The organism is Pseudogracilibacillus sp. SO30301A, from assembly GCF_037072025.1.
In the GTDB taxonomy this organism is placed as follows: Bacteria; Bacillota; Bacilli; order Bacillales; family Amphibacillaceae; genus Pseudogracilibacillus.
In genome coordinates this window covers 1-15,303 of record NZ_JAXHDD010000024.1, presented here as the reverse complement: position 1 = coordinate 15,303, position 15,303 = coordinate 1, and the positions used below count along the sequence as shown (strand labels likewise).

19 protein-coding genes and 3 pseudogenes are annotated in these 15,303 nt (G+C 33.2%); 10 read left to right on the top strand and 12 right to left on the bottom strand.

Annotated features, from left to right (window positions below; all coding sequences use genetic code 11):
- Nucleotides 1-29 precede the first annotated feature (29 nt).
- The 3 genes and pseudogenes from SPD89_RS12575 to SPD89_RS12565 all read left to right on the top strand — a co-directional run.
- Nucleotides 30-494 carry a MarR family winged helix-turn-helix transcriptional regulator gene (locus SPD89_RS12575; protein WP_336262298.1) on the top strand — a complete coding sequence of 155 codons (465 nt, stop codon included), beginning with the start codon at nt 30-32 and terminating at the stop codon, nt 492-494.
- Between the two features lie 246 nt (nt 495-740).
- Nucleotides 741-902, top strand: coding sequence for a hypothetical protein (locus SPD89_RS12570; protein WP_336262297.1), 162 nt, complete (start codon nt 741-743; stop codon nt 900-902).
- Nucleotides 903-1,016: 114 nt separating this feature from the next.
- A pseudogene (locus tag SPD89_RS12565) lies at nt 1,017-1,132 on the top strand (radical SAM protein); the annotation flags it as partial.
- 148 nt (nt 1,133-1,280) lie between these two features.
- Here the strand turns inward: SPD89_RS12565 and SPD89_RS12560 are convergent.
- The 3 genes from SPD89_RS12560 to SPD89_RS12550 form a co-directional block, all read right to left on the bottom strand.
- A complete protein-coding gene (locus tag SPD89_RS12560) occupies nt 1,281-1,943 on the bottom strand; it encodes a zf-HC2 domain-containing protein (protein ID WP_336262296.1) in 663 nt (220 codons plus the stop codon).
- A 4-nt stretch (nt 1,944-1,947) separates the two neighbouring features.
- Nucleotides 1,948-2,430, bottom strand: a complete 483-nt coding sequence (locus SPD89_RS12555; protein ID WP_336262295.1) for an RNA polymerase sigma factor — start codon at nt 2,428-2,430, stop codon at nt 1,948-1,950.
- A 184-nt stretch (nt 2,431-2,614) separates the two neighbouring features.
- Nucleotides 2,615-2,929 carry a hypothetical protein gene (locus SPD89_RS12550; RefSeq protein ID WP_336262294.1) on the bottom strand — a complete coding sequence of 105 codons (315 nt, stop codon included), beginning with the start codon at nt 2,927-2,929 and terminating at the stop codon, nt 2,615-2,617.
- A 69-nt stretch (nt 2,930-2,998) separates the two neighbouring features.
- Here SPD89_RS12550 and SPD89_RS12545 point away from each other — a divergent pair.
- Nucleotides 2,999-3,638 (top strand): annotated as a pseudogene (locus SPD89_RS12545) (helix-turn-helix transcriptional regulator); the annotation flags it as partial.
- A gap of 278 nt (nt 3,639-3,916) precedes the next feature.
- Complete coding sequence (locus SPD89_RS12540) at nt 3,917-4,039, top strand: hypothetical protein (RefSeq protein ID WP_336262293.1); 123 nt, start codon at nt 3,917-3,919, stop codon at nt 4,037-4,039.
- Nucleotides 4,040-4,294: 255 nt separating this feature from the next.
- Here SPD89_RS12540 and SPD89_RS12535 read toward each other — a convergent pair whose 3' ends face one another.
- Genes SPD89_RS12535 through SPD89_RS12525 form a run of 3 tightly spaced genes read right to left on the bottom strand, consistent with a single transcriptional unit; the run spans nt 4,295 to nt 6,746 of the window.
- Nucleotides 4,295-5,128: a DUF4097 family beta strand repeat-containing protein gene (locus SPD89_RS12535; protein ID WP_336262292.1), complete on the bottom strand. Its 834-nt coding sequence runs from the start codon at nt 5,126-5,128 to the stop codon at nt 4,295-4,297.
- Nucleotides 5,129-5,833 carry an ABC transporter permease gene (locus SPD89_RS12530; protein ID WP_336262291.1) on the bottom strand — a complete coding sequence of 235 codons (705 nt, stop codon included), beginning with the start codon at nt 5,831-5,833 and terminating at the stop codon, nt 5,129-5,131.
- On the bottom strand, nt 5,817-6,746 hold the full coding sequence (locus tag SPD89_RS12525) for an ABC transporter ATP-binding protein (RefSeq protein WP_336262290.1): 930 nt from the start codon (nt 6,744-6,746) through the stop codon (nt 5,817-5,819). The genes SPD89_RS12530 and SPD89_RS12525 overlap by 17 nt, the downstream gene beginning before the upstream one ends.
- Before the next feature lie 153 nt (nt 6,747-6,899).
- On the opposite strand from SPD89_RS12525, the gene SPD89_RS12520 reads away from it, so the two are divergent.
- The 5 genes and pseudogenes from SPD89_RS12520 to SPD89_RS12500 all read left to right on the top strand — a co-directional run bounded on the left by SPD89_RS12520 (nt 6,900) and on the right by SPD89_RS12500 (nt 10,471).
- Nucleotides 6,900-7,619: a response regulator transcription factor gene (locus SPD89_RS12520; RefSeq protein ID WP_336262289.1), complete on the top strand. Its 720-nt coding sequence runs from the start codon at nt 6,900-6,902 to the stop codon at nt 7,617-7,619.
- Nucleotides 7,619-8,710 (top strand): sensor histidine kinase, encoded by a 1,092-nt coding sequence (locus tag SPD89_RS12515; protein ID WP_336262288.1) that lies wholly within the window; start codon nt 7,619-7,621, stop codon nt 8,708-8,710. Before SPD89_RS12520 ends, SPD89_RS12515 begins: the two co-directional genes overlap by 1 nt.
- 76 nt (nt 8,711-8,786) lie before the next feature.
- Nucleotides 8,787-8,990, top strand: a pseudogene (locus tag SPD89_RS12510) (AraC family ligand binding domain-containing protein); the annotation flags it as partial.
- Between the two features lie 57 nt (nt 8,991-9,047).
- The gene (locus SPD89_RS12505) at nt 9,048-9,488 is read left to right on the top strand and encodes a helix-turn-helix transcriptional regulator (RefSeq protein ID WP_336262287.1); all 441 of its coding nucleotides are present in this window, start codon (nt 9,048-9,050) and stop codon (nt 9,486-9,488) included.
- A gap of 92 nt (nt 9,489-9,580) precedes the next feature.
- Nucleotides 9,581-10,471 carry an EamA family transporter gene (locus tag SPD89_RS12500; protein WP_336262286.1) on the top strand — a complete coding sequence of 297 codons (891 nt, stop codon included), beginning with the start codon at nt 9,581-9,583 and terminating at the stop codon, nt 10,469-10,471.
- Nucleotides 10,472-10,594: 123 nt separating this feature from the next.
- Here the strand turns inward: SPD89_RS12500 and SPD89_RS12495 are convergent, their stop codons facing one another.
- The 6 genes from SPD89_RS12495 to SPD89_RS12470 form a co-directional block, all read right to left on the bottom strand.
- Nucleotides 10,595-11,080, bottom strand: a complete 486-nt coding sequence (locus SPD89_RS12495) for a hypothetical protein (protein ID WP_336262285.1) — start codon at nt 11,078-11,080, stop codon at nt 10,595-10,597.
- A gap of 413 nt (nt 11,081-11,493) precedes the next feature.
- Nucleotides 11,494-12,333 carry a hypothetical protein gene (locus tag SPD89_RS12490; RefSeq protein ID WP_336262284.1) on the bottom strand — a complete coding sequence of 280 codons (840 nt, stop codon included), beginning with the start codon at nt 12,331-12,333 and terminating at the stop codon, nt 11,494-11,496.
- A gap of 77 nt (nt 12,334-12,410) precedes the next feature.
- The gene (locus SPD89_RS12485) at nt 12,411-12,848 is read right to left on the bottom strand and encodes a tripartite tricarboxylate transporter permease (RefSeq protein WP_336262283.1); all 438 of its coding nucleotides are present in this window, start codon (nt 12,846-12,848) and stop codon (nt 12,411-12,413) included.
- Nucleotides 12,845-13,087 carry a hypothetical protein gene (locus SPD89_RS12480; protein WP_336262282.1) on the bottom strand — a complete coding sequence of 81 codons (243 nt, stop codon included), beginning with the start codon at nt 13,085-13,087 and terminating at the stop codon, nt 12,845-12,847. Before SPD89_RS12480 ends, SPD89_RS12485 begins: the two co-directional genes overlap by 4 nt.
- Before the next feature lie 144 nt (nt 13,088-13,231).
- Nucleotides 13,232-14,410, bottom strand: a complete 1,179-nt coding sequence (locus SPD89_RS12475; protein ID WP_336262281.1) for a hypothetical protein — start codon at nt 14,408-14,410, stop codon at nt 13,232-13,234.
- 177 nt (nt 14,411-14,587) lie between these two features.
- The gene (locus SPD89_RS12470) at nt 14,588-15,262 is read right to left on the bottom strand and encodes a hypothetical protein (RefSeq protein WP_336262280.1); all 675 of its coding nucleotides are present in this window, start codon (nt 15,260-15,262) and stop codon (nt 14,588-14,590) included.
- Nucleotides 15,263-15,303: the final 41 nt, after the last annotated feature.

The window sequence follows — 15,303 nt, the reverse complement described above, 5'->3', positions numbered from 1 at the left end:
AATTATTATATTAATGGGGTGTATAAAAATTGTCAACTGTAAATAATCATTCAAATGAAAATAAAGCAATTAATTTAGGAAAAGAGTTCAGTTTAGCCATCATTATGTTTCATCAAAGCGTAGCAGAAAAAGTTGGTTTAAATATAACCGACTATAAAGTTTTAGGAATCATTCCATTAGAGGGTATAACTGCTGGACAAATAGCATCAAAAACGGATTTGTCAACAGGGATGGTGACAACAGTTGTTGACCGACTCGAAAAGAAAGACTTTGTGTATAGAGAAAGAGATACAGAAGATAGGAGAAAGGTGATTATTATGGCGAATTTTGAAAAGGTGGGTTCGGAGTTAGAGCCACTTTTTCAATCATTTGGACATGAAATGGGGAAGCTTGTGACTGATTACAGTCCAGAAGAAACCGAGTTAATAAATGATTATATTAAGAGAAGTACTGAAGTCTTTAAGCAGGAAACGAAGAAATTAAAACAAAAATGACTTTTAACGAATTTTTGTGAACTGTATCATAAATAACATGAGTCCTCAGAAAATATATTTTGATGTAATGTAAAAAGCAATACAGAATAAACGTCCCCTTTCGTTAATCTAATAAAAGTTCGAATGGTATAATAACTTAAGTTTCGCACCTTGAAAATCCAATAAATAAAGCCCTTTTCAACAGAGGAAAAGGGCAGTGAAAACCCGCACGAACACTGGATTTTTGGTGCAGAACAGTTATGGAGTATGTTTGATGAACTTTTGGATATTGTCATTACGGCAATTGCTGAATCTGAACCCGTTGATATTAAAACTTTTAAAGAATCACTAGAATACAAATATCTGATGGAACTATTCGAAGCGTCTTTTTTGCGAAATCAGTTGTTTGAAGGAGATCAAGTTGCTTAATTGCTCAAAATGGAATAGAAGGAAAATGCAGTAATAGTAAGGGGTTCAGTACAAAATAGCATCTGGAACCCCTTCTATTTTGGGGTGCGAAACTTAAATAGTAATAGTCACTGATTTTCTGAAATTATTGAAATGGATCGGGTCAAAAATCTTGTTGATGGTTTCTCAAGAAGAATAGCTGTAGAGGAATTATGTAGAAAATGTGATTTCGTAAAAGATTTGGAGCATAGTTAGACAGAACACTTGGACGAAGCAGCTAGCAGAAGTTAGTTCTAAAGAGACAACTTCTGTTTTCCATATACAGAGACGGTGGAATCACGACTCTGCTGAATATACTAAGAGAACTCATAAATTAAGATTGAGTTCTCTTTATTTTAGTTATTTACTTTCATTATTTGTATCATATAAATCTTTTACAAATATCTCTTCTATCCTATCTTTATAATGTATGGATACAATATCATCATCTTTTATTTTATGTTTTGTCCCATTATCAAGTAATAATGTGTTTTCATCTAAAAAAGTGTAGGTAACATTTATTCCGTCTTTTAATAGTTCCGCCGGAGTAGAAAAGTCATCTCTTTTTTCATACACAAATATAGAGTCGATATACCCTTCATCCGACATTGCATCTTGTGTTAAAAGATAGTGGTTAGCCTTTTTGGATTTAAATGAAAGTGTCACAGTCATGCCTTGATTCTGAAGGCTTGTTTCTACATTGTCTGTATCTGCTAACCACATGTTGACAAACATAAAATAATAAATCGTTATCAATATTAGAAAAACTGATAATAATGATGAGACAATAACAAAAACCTTTTTCCTATTTTTAGCACGAACCTTTTTGAAGTAATCAATACTACTATGTTCTTTTTTCCGTTCAACTTTGTGTTCTACGAATATGTCTTCTTTCATCTTGTTTAAGTATTTTCGACAATCTTCACATTGATCCATATGTTTTTCCATTTGCTTGTTCGTCTCTTCGCTTGTTAGCTGATCAATATAAGCAGGAGCTAAATCTTTAAAAACATTATGTTTCATTCTTTTATTCACCCTTTCTTAATTCTTGCTTGGCACGATAAAAAGTTACTCTTGCCCAATTTTCCGTTTTCCCAAAAATGATGCCTATTTCTTTGAAAGATAAATCACCTAACAACCTTAGATAAACAATTTCCCGTTTCACATCATTAAGTTGACGAGCTTTTTTAAAAAAATCAAGTTTATCTTCACTTCTAATATATACATCTTCTACACTAGTAAATTTTTCACTCTCATTACTTAGCGATTCTACTAACTGCTGTTTTTTATTTTCGCGATTTATTTCTTGTAACCAAACGTTTTTAGCAATCGAGCAAAGCCATGTAGAAAATTTTGCTTTACCGTTACTATGAAAGTTATGAATGGACTTTATTGCTTGATAAAACGTTTCTTGCGTTAATTCTTCTGCTGCATGAAAATCATTTGTTAAAGTAAATAAATATTTAAAAATAAAATCTCCGTATTCTTGATATATATTGTTTTTATCCACTGCGCCCTCCCTTTGATTAATTAGTTTACGTCTACCTATACAATAGAATGGCGATTTTACATTTAAGATTCTTTCTATAATGAATCACCTATTTAAAAGTCCAGTCATTTATATATCCAAAAATCTTAGATTTCGTTACAACTTTTTTTAATTTTATCATCTTATAAAAATTTTGTTGACAACACTAGTGCAACCACGTTTTTAACAATAAAATTGAATCTCGAAAATTGACACTTTTAAATGCCACCATAAAAATGAATGCAAATGAGATATACGTAGCACCAACGAGGAAAGCACTTTGCAAAGGAGAAAGCCATTCCGTTAGAAAGCCTGCTCCAATCATCGCTAAACCCATTGAACTACTCTGAAACATGGATAAAGTACCAAATAAAAATCCCCGTTTAGAAGAAGGAAGTATTCTCATCAAAACAGTATCAAAACATATGTTACTTATTCCGCCTACAAAAGTTATTGCTAAGGCTAGTATTAAAGCTTGCACAAAAAAGAATGATCTCGTTTATAATAGCCTTAAATCATGTCAAAAAGTGACACCATTTTGGAGGTCTTGATGAAAAAAGTTGAACGGATTAATACTATCATGCGGTATATTAACAACCGCGCCCACTTTACAATTTCAGAAATCATGCGAGAGTTTAACACCTCTCACTCGACAGCTATAAGAGACATCAAAGAAATAGAAGTCATGGGAATGCCTCTTGTAGCGGAAGTTGGAAGGGACGGGGGTTATTTTGTTATGAACAACTCTGTCTTGCCTGCCGTTCGCTTTACGATAATGAGATTAAAGCTCTCTTTATTGCCTTTATGACTACTAGAAATCAACAACTCCCTTATCTAAAGAGCCGTCAGTCTTTAGCCGAAAAATTACTAGGTCTTATTTCAAAAAACCAACAAGATAACCTAATTCTTTTAAATCAAATTTTACTTTTGAAGGTACCAACCCGAATAATCCAGACCTGCTTGAACTGTCAGATCTTCCTCATCCTTTGTTGGAAAAACTCATTCAAACTCTTCTTTTGGATAGCCATTTATTGATTACAATCGGAAAAGAGAATAAGCTAAAGTCTTTTCCAATTTATCTTTTGCACCTTTACCGTAAAAATAACGTATGGCTAATCGAAGGATTTGACTTAAAAGAAGAAAAGAGGCGGATGATTCCTGTCGACAATTTCACTAGTTTGGATCCTTTTCCTAGGTGAAGATATCAAAGTCCGGTAAATACCAGAAGAAGTTTTAGTACGTTTACGAGAGAGAGTAAACTTATTCTCCCCATAGCAATGGCAGTTAAAACAAAATACTATTGATACTAGAATCGTTAAAATGAATTTCATAAGTACTAATTCAAATACCAAAAAAGATCACTCCTGTCAAAAATGACTGGGTGATCTTTTTAATTAACGTTCTATCATTATAGATAGAAAAAGATGCAAAATTAAATGAAATTGAATTGTATACGATTCGTAAATTTATGATTAATACATTTAAACAGGAAAGAGATATTTTAATTATCGTCGGTTTTGGTAAGGTTAAAAAAGAGAATATTAAGAAAATTATCCAGTTATTGTATAAAACGATGATGAACTTAAATTAAAAGATATAAACAAATTAGGCTTTAGTAACTATTAATGATAAAAATGGAACAAATCCATTCAATTATTTAATCTTCTAAAGCTCAACTTATCATTTACATTATTAAATTGCACTAGCGTTGCATTTATTAATGAGTGCAACGCTAATAGTACAGGTACCTCTCCTCAATAAAATCATTGAGGGTTCACTGGACGTTATAAGCCGATAAACGAAACCAACTAACTAACTAATACTATTTCTTTCACACCAACGTTTTCTATTTAATAAGAATTCTACCGTCTTTCGTTTCGGCGGAAAGCATGTTTGTACCACTCCCAATTAAGTTTGTTTCCTTATCATATGTTGGCAATTTAATGACAATATCTGGACCGTCCGTCGTTAATTGAAGGGATGTTGGTGGTTCTTTATAGTGAGTATCAATATCTCCAGACACACTTTTCATATGCAGTTTTGACTGTTCTTTAGTTTCTGTCATTTTGATTTGTCCATCAATCGTTTTTATTGTTGATGTTAATCCTAAACTCGCATGCATGAAAACATCCCCCGCAGTAGAGGTAACCTCTAAATGATCGATGGCGCTATCTGCTATAGTCACATTCCCATCATTCGATTGAATCTTAGCATTTGAAGCGGATAGGTTCTTTAGCTGAGTAATGCCTGCAGATGTTTCAAGTTGTACTGTATCGAGTGTTACATCTTGAATGAGGACATCTCCATCTTTACCGCTAAGCGTTAATGTTTTATTTTGAGATTTGGGCAATTGTACAACAATGGTGTCCTGAGGACGAAAACGGATATTTTCTGTCCAATTCTTTTTGTGTTTTTGCTCTTTAATGGCGAAAGTATTATTTTCTTCACTGATTGTCAGCATATTTTTATTTAATGTATGTCCTTGTATTTGAACATGTATTTTATCATCAGGTGAATCGGTGATCTTGATATTTAATATATCCACCGTCACATCAATATGTGGCATTGCTTCATATTCTCCAATCGTCATTATCTTAGCTGGTTGTTTCATAAAAAAGATAATGGTTACCGTTACCGTGATGATTCCACACAATAGTACAAATAATAATTTTCGAATCATTTATTTAACATCCTTTACGTTAATGTTGCGAAAAGATAAATAAGCAACGCTAATGCCGAGCAGTGCTAATAAGAGTGGGATGACGACAACATCGGCTAAGCTAAATGTTGCTCCACCATCAGAAATGGTTGCGTTAACTAAAAAGCCGATAATGACAGCAGATGTAATCGTGGTAGCAGTCGACTTTTTACGCATACCGAAAAATAATGGAATTAACGCAATTGCACCCATCATTAACGCATTCGTTACCGTCTTTGGGAAGGTCGCAACCAGATCTTGAAAGGATACGGTACCCTCAAATAACCCAAGTGAAGGCTGTAAAAAGTATGTTATCAGTTGTATAAACCATATACCAGCAAATAAGCTACCAGCAGTAAATAAATAAGCGAGTGTTAACTTAGCAAATAAAAGTTTTTTACGCTTGATCGGGTAAGTAAACAATACTTGCATTGTTTTCGTACGAAACTCTGAAATGATCAAACGCGACAATATCACACTGCCAAAAATAATAAATGTAATATTCGATAAGATATTTACCAGTGTCATAAATTCTTGAAATGAACCAATCGCCCCGTCCACGTCATTTTTTGAAGCCAATCCAATAAATACTACAAAACCATAAATGCCAATAAAACAAAAGAAGAAGCTTGTAAAGTAACGCCACATTTGATGTTTACGCCATTCTAATTTAATTAAATGAATCATTTTGATTCCTCCAATTAATTTTTTTGACAAAATAGTCTTCCAACGATTGATGCAACGTTTCGACTTTATCTACATCTACACCATGCATGATTAAGTGCTTTGTTATTGTTGATGGTTTAACATTTACTTGTTGAATATTCAACGTTCGAACATTCATAATTTGCACGTTCGCATGGAATTTTTCCTCTACTATTTGTTTCGCTTTTTTTGTATCACTAACAACCATTGCGATCATCGATTGCCTTTTATCACGTAAGGATTGCATTGGAATTTCCTCTATTAATTCCCCGTCGTTTAATACGCCAATCGTATCGGCAATGGATTCTATTTCTGAAACGATATGGCTTGAAATTAAAATCGTCATTTTATATTGCTGTTTTAGCATGACGAGCAACTCTCTTACTTCTTTAATGCCGATGGGATCCAGTCCGTTAATAGGCTCATCTAAAATTAAAATTTTGGGTTTAGCAACAATGGCACGCCCAATCGCCAGACGTTGGCGCATACCGAGGGAAAATTCCTTTACTTTCTTTCTTTCAATTTGTTGTAACCCTACAATGTCTAACACTTTCTTTATGTGGGTTTGATCTTTATACCCCATATAAGCACAGTGCATTTTCAAGTTTTCTTGTGCAGTTAGTTCCTCATAAAAAATCGGATATTCAATGAGGCTACCAATATTTTTTAAATAGGTATATGAATGTGCCATAATGGGTTGATTTAAAATAAAAATGTCTCCTGATGTCGGTTTTACCAAATTCAATAACATTTTCATCAACGTCGTTTTTCCAGCACCGTTTGGACCGAGAAAACCATAAATTTCTCCTTCTTTAATATTCATACTTACTTGATTAATAACCGGTTTACCGGCATAATGTTTGGTTAATTGATGTGTTTGAATTATATAATTCATCTATAAGCCTCCTGTTAAAATTGCTAAGTACAGTATAAAAAACGAAAGTAAAAATAAAGTAAACAGACAGGAAAATGTACGTAATATTTACTTGAGGGATAGGTATAGTAGAAAAAACTTGTTAAAATAGAACTAAAAAAAAGAGGGAATTAGATGATAGATCAAGCAAGTATTTTAATTGTGGATGATGAAGTTGGTATTTTAAAAATGCTTACGATCACCTTGCAAAAAGAGCATTTTACACATATTACAACTGCAACAACTAAAGCAGATGCATTGCAGGTTTTAGAAGAGCAGGATTTCGATATTATTTTATTGGATGTCATGTTGCCAGATGGTGATGGCTTTGCGTTATGTTCCGCTATTCGACAGCAAACAACGGCACCCATTTTATTCATTAGTGCACGTTCTAGTGATTTTGATAAATTAACAGGACTTAGTGTAGGTGGCGACGATTACATTACAAAGCCTTTTAATCCGCTTGAAATTGTAGCAAGAATACGTGCGATTTTAAGGCGCCAGCGTGAGTATGAAAGAAAGACAAGTCCATCTGAAAGAAAAAATTATATATATAACACGTTCACATTTGCACCAGATGAAGCTTTATTAACTGTGCACGGGGAAGTAGTTCCAACCACAGCAAAAGAATTAGAATTACTGCATTTCTTTTGCGAAAATCCAAACCGTGTCTTTACGACTTCCCAACTTTATGAACGTGTTTGGGGAGAAGATGTCTTTGGGGAAGAAAAAACCGTCACCATTCATATTGCAAAATTGCGTAAAAAGTTAGGCGATAATACGAGAAAGCCAAGTATTATTGTGAATTTGCGAGGGATTGGTTATAAATTCATTCCACCAGAAGGTGATGCGTAATGAAAATACAACGACGCTTTATTCAACATTTATTATTGGGATTTGCCTTTTGGCTATTGCTTTTAGCATTAACTGTACCTCTTACGATGGAAGGGATTTTGCCAAAACTGGGGTTTGGTAGCGAACGTTATGAATGGTTTGTAATAGTTGTCATCGGCCTTGTTACAATTCTATGGATCATATGGTGTGGCTGGTACTTTGGCAGTCCTTTATTACTCATGATGAAATGGATAACTCAACTAGGGAATGAAGATTTTTCACCACTTATAGAGCGTAATAAAATGTATAATCGCAAAGGAAAGTTTAAACTGCGCTTTCGCTTATATCAAGAAGTTATCAACCAACTTGATGATATGCGAGCACAATTTCAAAAATCCAAAGGCGAGCGCGCTCAACTAGAGAAAGCAAAACGAGATTGGATTGCGGGAATTTCACATGATTTGAAAACACCGTTAACGTATATTAAAGGCTACACTACATTATTATTAAATGCCGATTATGATTGGTCAAAAGAAGAACAGCAAAATTTCATTCAAGAAATTGACGATAAAAGTTCGCATATGGAGCAACTTGTACAAGATTTGAATTTAGCAATGCGCTTTGATGGCTCACAGTCTATACCTATTTGTAAAACAACCCAAAATATTGTATCATTTGTCCAACAAGTTTTAGCCAATGTTAGCAATGATTTGCGCGGACAAAAGCATCAATTTGAACTGCAAATGGAAACCCATGATTTAACCATGAAATTTGATCCACATTTATTAAAAAGAGCACTCCAAAATATATATATGAATGCAGTCATCCATAATGAAGCAGCCATTACGATTACAACAACGATTAAAAAACAACAAGATACGGTAAACATATGTATCCAAGATAACGGGATAGGGATGGCTGAGGAAACACTCCAAAATCTATTTAATCGGTATTATCGAGGAACGACGACCGAACAACAATCGGAAGGAACTGGCTTAGGGATGGCGATTGTGAAAAGTTTGATTGAAGCGCATGATGGCACAATTACTGTAGAAAGTATGCTACAGCAAGGTACAAAATTTATAATAATCTTACCTATACTAGTTGATTAAACATTTTGATAGTAAGCAATCATCCGAAACAATAACTCATTGGTAGGTTTATAATATACATTAAGGGGGAGTTACCATCGAAAGTATTTATCAAGTAACTTGTGAGAAAAGGTCTTATTCTAGAGAATTTAACTCTCATCAACATGATTTTGGACAATTTCTTTTTCCGTTACAGGGTTCTTTAGATATACAGACAAAATGGCAAGAGTTAAATCTTACTGCTGATTACTGTTTTTACCTTCCTCCAAATTTGAATCATAACTATCGATCTAAAGATAGGAATGAATTTTTAATATTAGATATTCCGTTAACATATTTGCCGGAAGATACAAGCAGCATGTATATACAAATAGATAAACAGTGGGCTTCTATTCGTTATTTGCTTTTGGAAGAAGCGAGGAGTCAGGAAAAGTCCTCCTCTTTAATAGATTTGACTAGATATGTGACGAACAAACTGCAAATCTCAAGACCTCCTTCTATTGAGTATATTCACAATCATTATAAGGAACCCATCAGATTAGAAACCTTAGCAAAAATCGAACATTATCACCCAGTATATTATTCGACATGGTTTAAACAGAAAACTGGGAAAAGCCCAAAGGTTTATATATCTGAATTACGTTTAAGAGAAGCTAAGTATTTATTACTTTCAACAGCATGGTCTATGACAAGGATAAGTGAAGAAATAGGTTTTGAGAATTCTTCGTCTTTTACAAGATGGTTTGTAAATTCTGAAGGAATTCCGCCAAAGCAATATAGACTTCTTAATAAAGGATAAAAAGACATTTAACATAGTAAAGAAAATTATTAATAAATTTTCTATGATAAGTTTAAGCAGTTCTTTTTATCTTTTTTATTGAGGTGAATGAAATGAAAGGAAAATTATCTCCTTTTTTCATATTACTAGCGGCAATGCTTTGGGGAACCACAGGTACGACTCAAGCACTTGCGCCAAACACAGCTCATCCAATTGCCATTGGAGCGACACGCTTAGCTGTAGGAGGTGTCTTTTTATTATTAATTGTTCTAATAAGAGGACAACTGAATTTTAAAGATTGGCCAATCAAGACGACCATATTGGCTTCTTTATGTATGGCATTGTATCAACCGTTATTTTTTTCTGCCGTTTCCATCACAGGGGTGGCTATCGGGACTGTCGTAGCAATCGGGAGTGCTCCTATTTTATCTGGTCTTTTAGAATGGATGTACTTAAAAACTCGTCCTGCAAAAGTTTGGTGGTATTCCACTTTCCTATCCATTTTCGGCTGTCTCATGTTGTTTATGAATAAAGAGTCCGTCTTTGTAAATCCTGTTGGAATATTGTTAGCTTTGGGTGCTGGTTTATCATTTGCAGGTTATACGCTTGTAAGTAGAGATATGGTTCAAAAATACTCGTCTTTATCAGTGATTGCGGTAGTTTTCACACTTAGTGCAATCTGTTTAGCCCCATTTTTATTTATTTTTGATATGTCTTGGATCATGAGTTTGCAAGGCATAGGAGTTAGCCTTCAGCTTGGGATAATGGCGACTGGGGTAGCATATTTTCTATTTGCCAAAGGGCTTGCCCACGTTTCTTCATCAACTGCTGTTACACTTGCGTTGGCAGAGCCATTAACCGCAGCATTATTAGGGGTCTTCCTGTTAGGAGAAAACCTAACTATAACTTCTTGGTTTGGAATCTCCTTTTTGATCCTTGGTATTGGAATATTAATATTCACTTCGAAAAATTCTAGTAACCAAAAGGAACTTAGAAAAAATTGATCTCCAGTTTGTGGTGAAAAACTAAACCAATGAAGTTTTAAACTTTCCAAAAAAAAGAATGTTAACTAATTATGATGTAAGTATGAATGAATTATATCATCTGTCTGTCCTTTCATAATACAGCTAACATAAAACTATTATTTTATATGGGATAGTCTGGGCATGGATGCTTTTTGTACTAGCACCATATATAACAATTAGAAGTCGATTAGCGAGATTGCCTGAAAAGGCTTGCCCATTCTGTAATACTATTTGAGTCGTAGCAGATAGATTTATTTCTACTAGCCCGTCACTACTCACCAGCATATTGTTAAAAAAATCTACTTTCACATTTTGATCCATACTTTCTTTTACCATAATAAGTGCCTGGTACTGTGGTGGGAAAATAAGCGGAGCTGGAGCATTTCCGTCATAATATCCAGTGATTTCATCTCCGATTCGGACCATTACATGATCTACAAAATAAGTAGTTGGTGATACTACAAAATTAACTTGTGCTCCTGAACTGTCTACAACAGAAATTAATTTATAACAACCATCTGATTCAGTGTTTTGCCCTATATCACTAATCATGGTGATAGTGCCATAAAATGATAATAAATTTATCATGCATCTTACCTCCAATAATTTAACGAAAAGCTTGAAAGATAGTTATTTTAGTATATGTAAAATGCTCTAGGCTGGTGATAATTATTAGGTTTAGGGGTAATCATTTTTCAGCGTTCTAAACAAATGCTTAACCAGCCGACTGTAAAGTGTATCGTTAATGAAATGAATTATCTGTTTAAAAGAAGTGAAAATGTAATAAAAATTTTTCACGGACTTAATTTCTTTAAGCTATACAGTACATTTGTTTTAATATTTTAATACAAAAACATAAGCCTTGATTTCATACAAATAGTAACGTTAATTTCTTACTGTAAACTCTTTTGGTAAGTTTCATGATGTATAAGATTCTTTACTAATCATTGTTCTCTTAAGTTTCCTGATGAAACAACCAAGGATGGAAAACTTACTTTATATTACAATCCCAACAACGTCGTGATCAGCCATCCAGACCCATAGAAAATCATAAATTGTACTCCTACTCCGACGCCGAGGAAACGGTTCAGCAATCCTCCCACCATCGCCATGGCAAAAGTAACAACTACTCCAACAATTCCACCTTCATAAAATGCAAGCAAGCTGACGATTCCAATAAACATTCCAATAATCGCTTCTTGATTAATACTTTTTAAGATGAATACAGTAGCTTTACGTGCATAATTCATTGAAAATGGATATGCAATTACTGATGCAATGATTAGTCCAATCAATCCATAGATTAAAAAGTCTAATGGTTCCAGCATAGTATGCAGATTATGAACCGGCTCTGTTGTAAAGACTGGTGGTGCATTAAACAAAGCTTGCGCTGGACCAATTGCTACAGGACTGAGCGGAATCCCAAAGGCAATTAAAGGTATGATTGTTTCTGCAACATAAGTGGATTCTGTTACAGCATTCATTGTAGACAAGCTTGTAGTCGCCTTTTTATACTGTCCTTTTGTCCGAGAACCGACGATTTCTCCCATTAACGAGGTCATCCCAACTGGACTAAGAGCAAAAGTTAATGAAGAAATGAACGAAGTACCTCCTACTGCAGCAGTCTGTTTTTTCGTCAATACCTTAAAAGGATTGGGAAAATAACCAGACCAAGATTTCTGCTCTGGAGCAAGATTATATTCATTCGGCTTCGTTCTAGCAATCATTGGACGAGCACTGCTGGAGGTGGCTAATAATATATCAGAAAGCATTGGTCCAATAGCAATGCCTAAAAAGAAACTGATTGACAGACTGTTTCCCAAAATTGTTGAACTGACCAAATTAAGCCCTTGAATTACTAATGCTAGTGGTACAATTAATAGAATACTTGCCCAGCGCCCTTTGGAAAAATAGCCAATTAATACAGTGGCAAATGTGAAAATGATACCGGAATTTTTTGAAAGAATTCGCCAAATTGGCTCAGAAAAACTGCAAATAATAGTGCGACTGGAAGTGCAATAAAAGCACCGATAATTCCTCCCGAAATCATTTTGCGAAGTGCAATATGCGGTAACCCAATTCTTCGCATAAAGTTAGCATGTTCAAGCATTGGCGCAGCGGTCGTATCTCCTGGAACTCCCATTAGAGCCGTGGGAATCGCATGTGTTAAGTGTTTTGCCAAAATAGCGGACATAAAAAATGCAAAAACTGCTTCTGGCGGTGCTCCTAGTAAAACTACAATTAGTGTTGATGGTACGAGAATTGCGGTCTCGTCCGAACCAGAAACAAGCCCGATTAAAGTAAAAATTATTCCTGCCAATACGGCCAGAAGAATCGCAATTACTGGTACACTCATTTCTGCTTATCCCCCTCTTCTTTAATAAACATGTTATAAATGCCCTGATCCTTCATTTCTTGGGCTATTACAGGGTCGTCAAGAATTGATTGACGCTCCTCCTCCATATCGAACTGAAGTTTTCTATAAACATCCTCTAGTTCATCACTTGTACTTGGTACCTCGTTTAAGGTTCGCTTTGGTTTAAATAATAATGTTTTGAGTTTTATCGACTTCTGATTTATGGATAAGCTATCCATTTGAATCCCGTCCTATCAATATCTTCATTTATATAAAATGGATAGTTAGGGACTCAAACTGAATCAACTTCTTTTGATTTATATCTTTTTGCATCATTGAAAAGTATTATCTATAAAACAAATCATATTTATATTAAAATTTAATTACTGAAACTTTTGATCTTGATTACGATTGATTTGAGTTTCTAGTTTTTGTTTTTCTTCTGCAAAATTCACTCTAGAAATATTCTCTTTACGTTTTTGAGCCTCTTTTTGAATTTTGTCCAATAAAACTTCATTCGTGCAAATATCTGTAATACCTTTTTCTCGGATAGAAAATGATCCATGATCATAAACAACAAACATTTTTATTGGATTAACCCTTTCTAACTCAGTAAAAGCATTATCTCTTGAGCTAAAATATGATAGGTATATTTCATCTTTGTTTTTATTATCAATTTCTAAAGCAGATTCCATAAATCTAACATGGGCAATATCCCACGCAGTATTTAATATACGTTCCACAGTGTTTTTAGAATATCCCTCTATTTTTTCAAAAGTCTTTTTTATAGCTTTATTAGATTCAAAATATAAACTCATTAAATACGTTTCTAATTCTAAATATACGTTTAAATTGTCTAAAGAATATTGTAATAATGATTCTGTTTTGTTTTTTATTGACTTATCTTGTTTTATTAAAAAAGCTTTAAGTAAAAAGCAACAAAGAGCCTGATATTGAATAATACTTTGTTGCTTCAATTTAAATAAACTATCAAATATTTCTTGTGCCCTTTTATATTCATTTTCAGGTAATCTTATTTTAACTGGTTGACTAACATTAAAATCATTGTCTGCAAATTGAAGAAAGGATTCAATGATTTCTCCCCAAATTTTTTGAGCATCTTCATCTAAAGAGGTCGATGAACGTTCCATTAATGCAGTCGACATATTATAGTTAAATTTATGTTTTTTAATACACTCTAAGTATTCAACAAATTCAGGTATATTAATGTTTAGATTCAGATTATTTATATATTTATTTAAATATGTCAAAATATTTAAATCGAAGTTTAGGGTTTTGGATATTTTCAGCACACGATCATGTTCATTAGCATGTTTACTATCTAACACCCACATCTTTGTATAATCAGTTGGTCCAAATATTTGATATCCATTAACTTCCATATTTTTGAATTCTTCAGATATATTTGAACGCTTTTCATCAAACAAAAATACCTTAATATTATCTAAATGATTAAAAGCACCGTTAAATATTTTAACTTTTTCAATTGTATTTTCTGAATAATAAATAGACTGAATTGTTTTATACAATCTTTCATCCATCGAGAAAATCCCCTCTTCTTATAGTTATATTTCAAGTAATATTTCTTTATGGAATCTATTTAGAGCCTGTCTAAGCTAATCTTATAACTATTCTTTTTATATAATAGATGTAGTTGGATTCATATTCTTTTGCTTTCCATCTTTTTGTATCAAAATCCCTCGCTACATAATATTCCCTTAATTAAAAACATCATTATATAACTCTATTTCATTTATAATATCATTAGTTGATGGATTACCAACCATGCCCGAACTAAAATAATTAAGTGTTTTTATAGAAGATTGCGTTTTATTAATAAATTCGTTTATATTTTCTTCTGTATTTTCAACTAAATACCACGGAATTCTACCGCATCTATCGTGTTCAGATGTCACTAATAATAACATTGTTTTTTCATATTCACGAAAATATAATTTATCTTGTTTATTAGATAAAATTTTTTTTAATTGAATATGAAGTTTGTTTGCATCCATAACAGGTAATTCAGTTGAGTAATTTGGATCTTTTATAGGTATACCTAGAAGTTCTTTTATAAAATCATTCATTTTTTTGGCTTCTACATCACCAAATACAGTAACAACTTCTACAAGTATGTTTTTATCTTTTAAGAAAACTATAAAATCACCTGGTTCATTAGGTGAAATCCTTTTTATATTCTCCATATTTTTATTGATAGATAAATACGTTAACAAATGAAAGAGTTCGATTGATTTTTTAATGAAATCTTTATTATTAAAATCACCCTTATATTTCTTCATTATCTCATCAGTCATTTTCACAATTTTATCTTCTTGTGTATAAAGCGTAATATGTCCATTACCAACATATAATTTTTGTGATTTATCAATCATAACCCCAACTCCTACCCTCTATTATAAACCCGAATTATTCA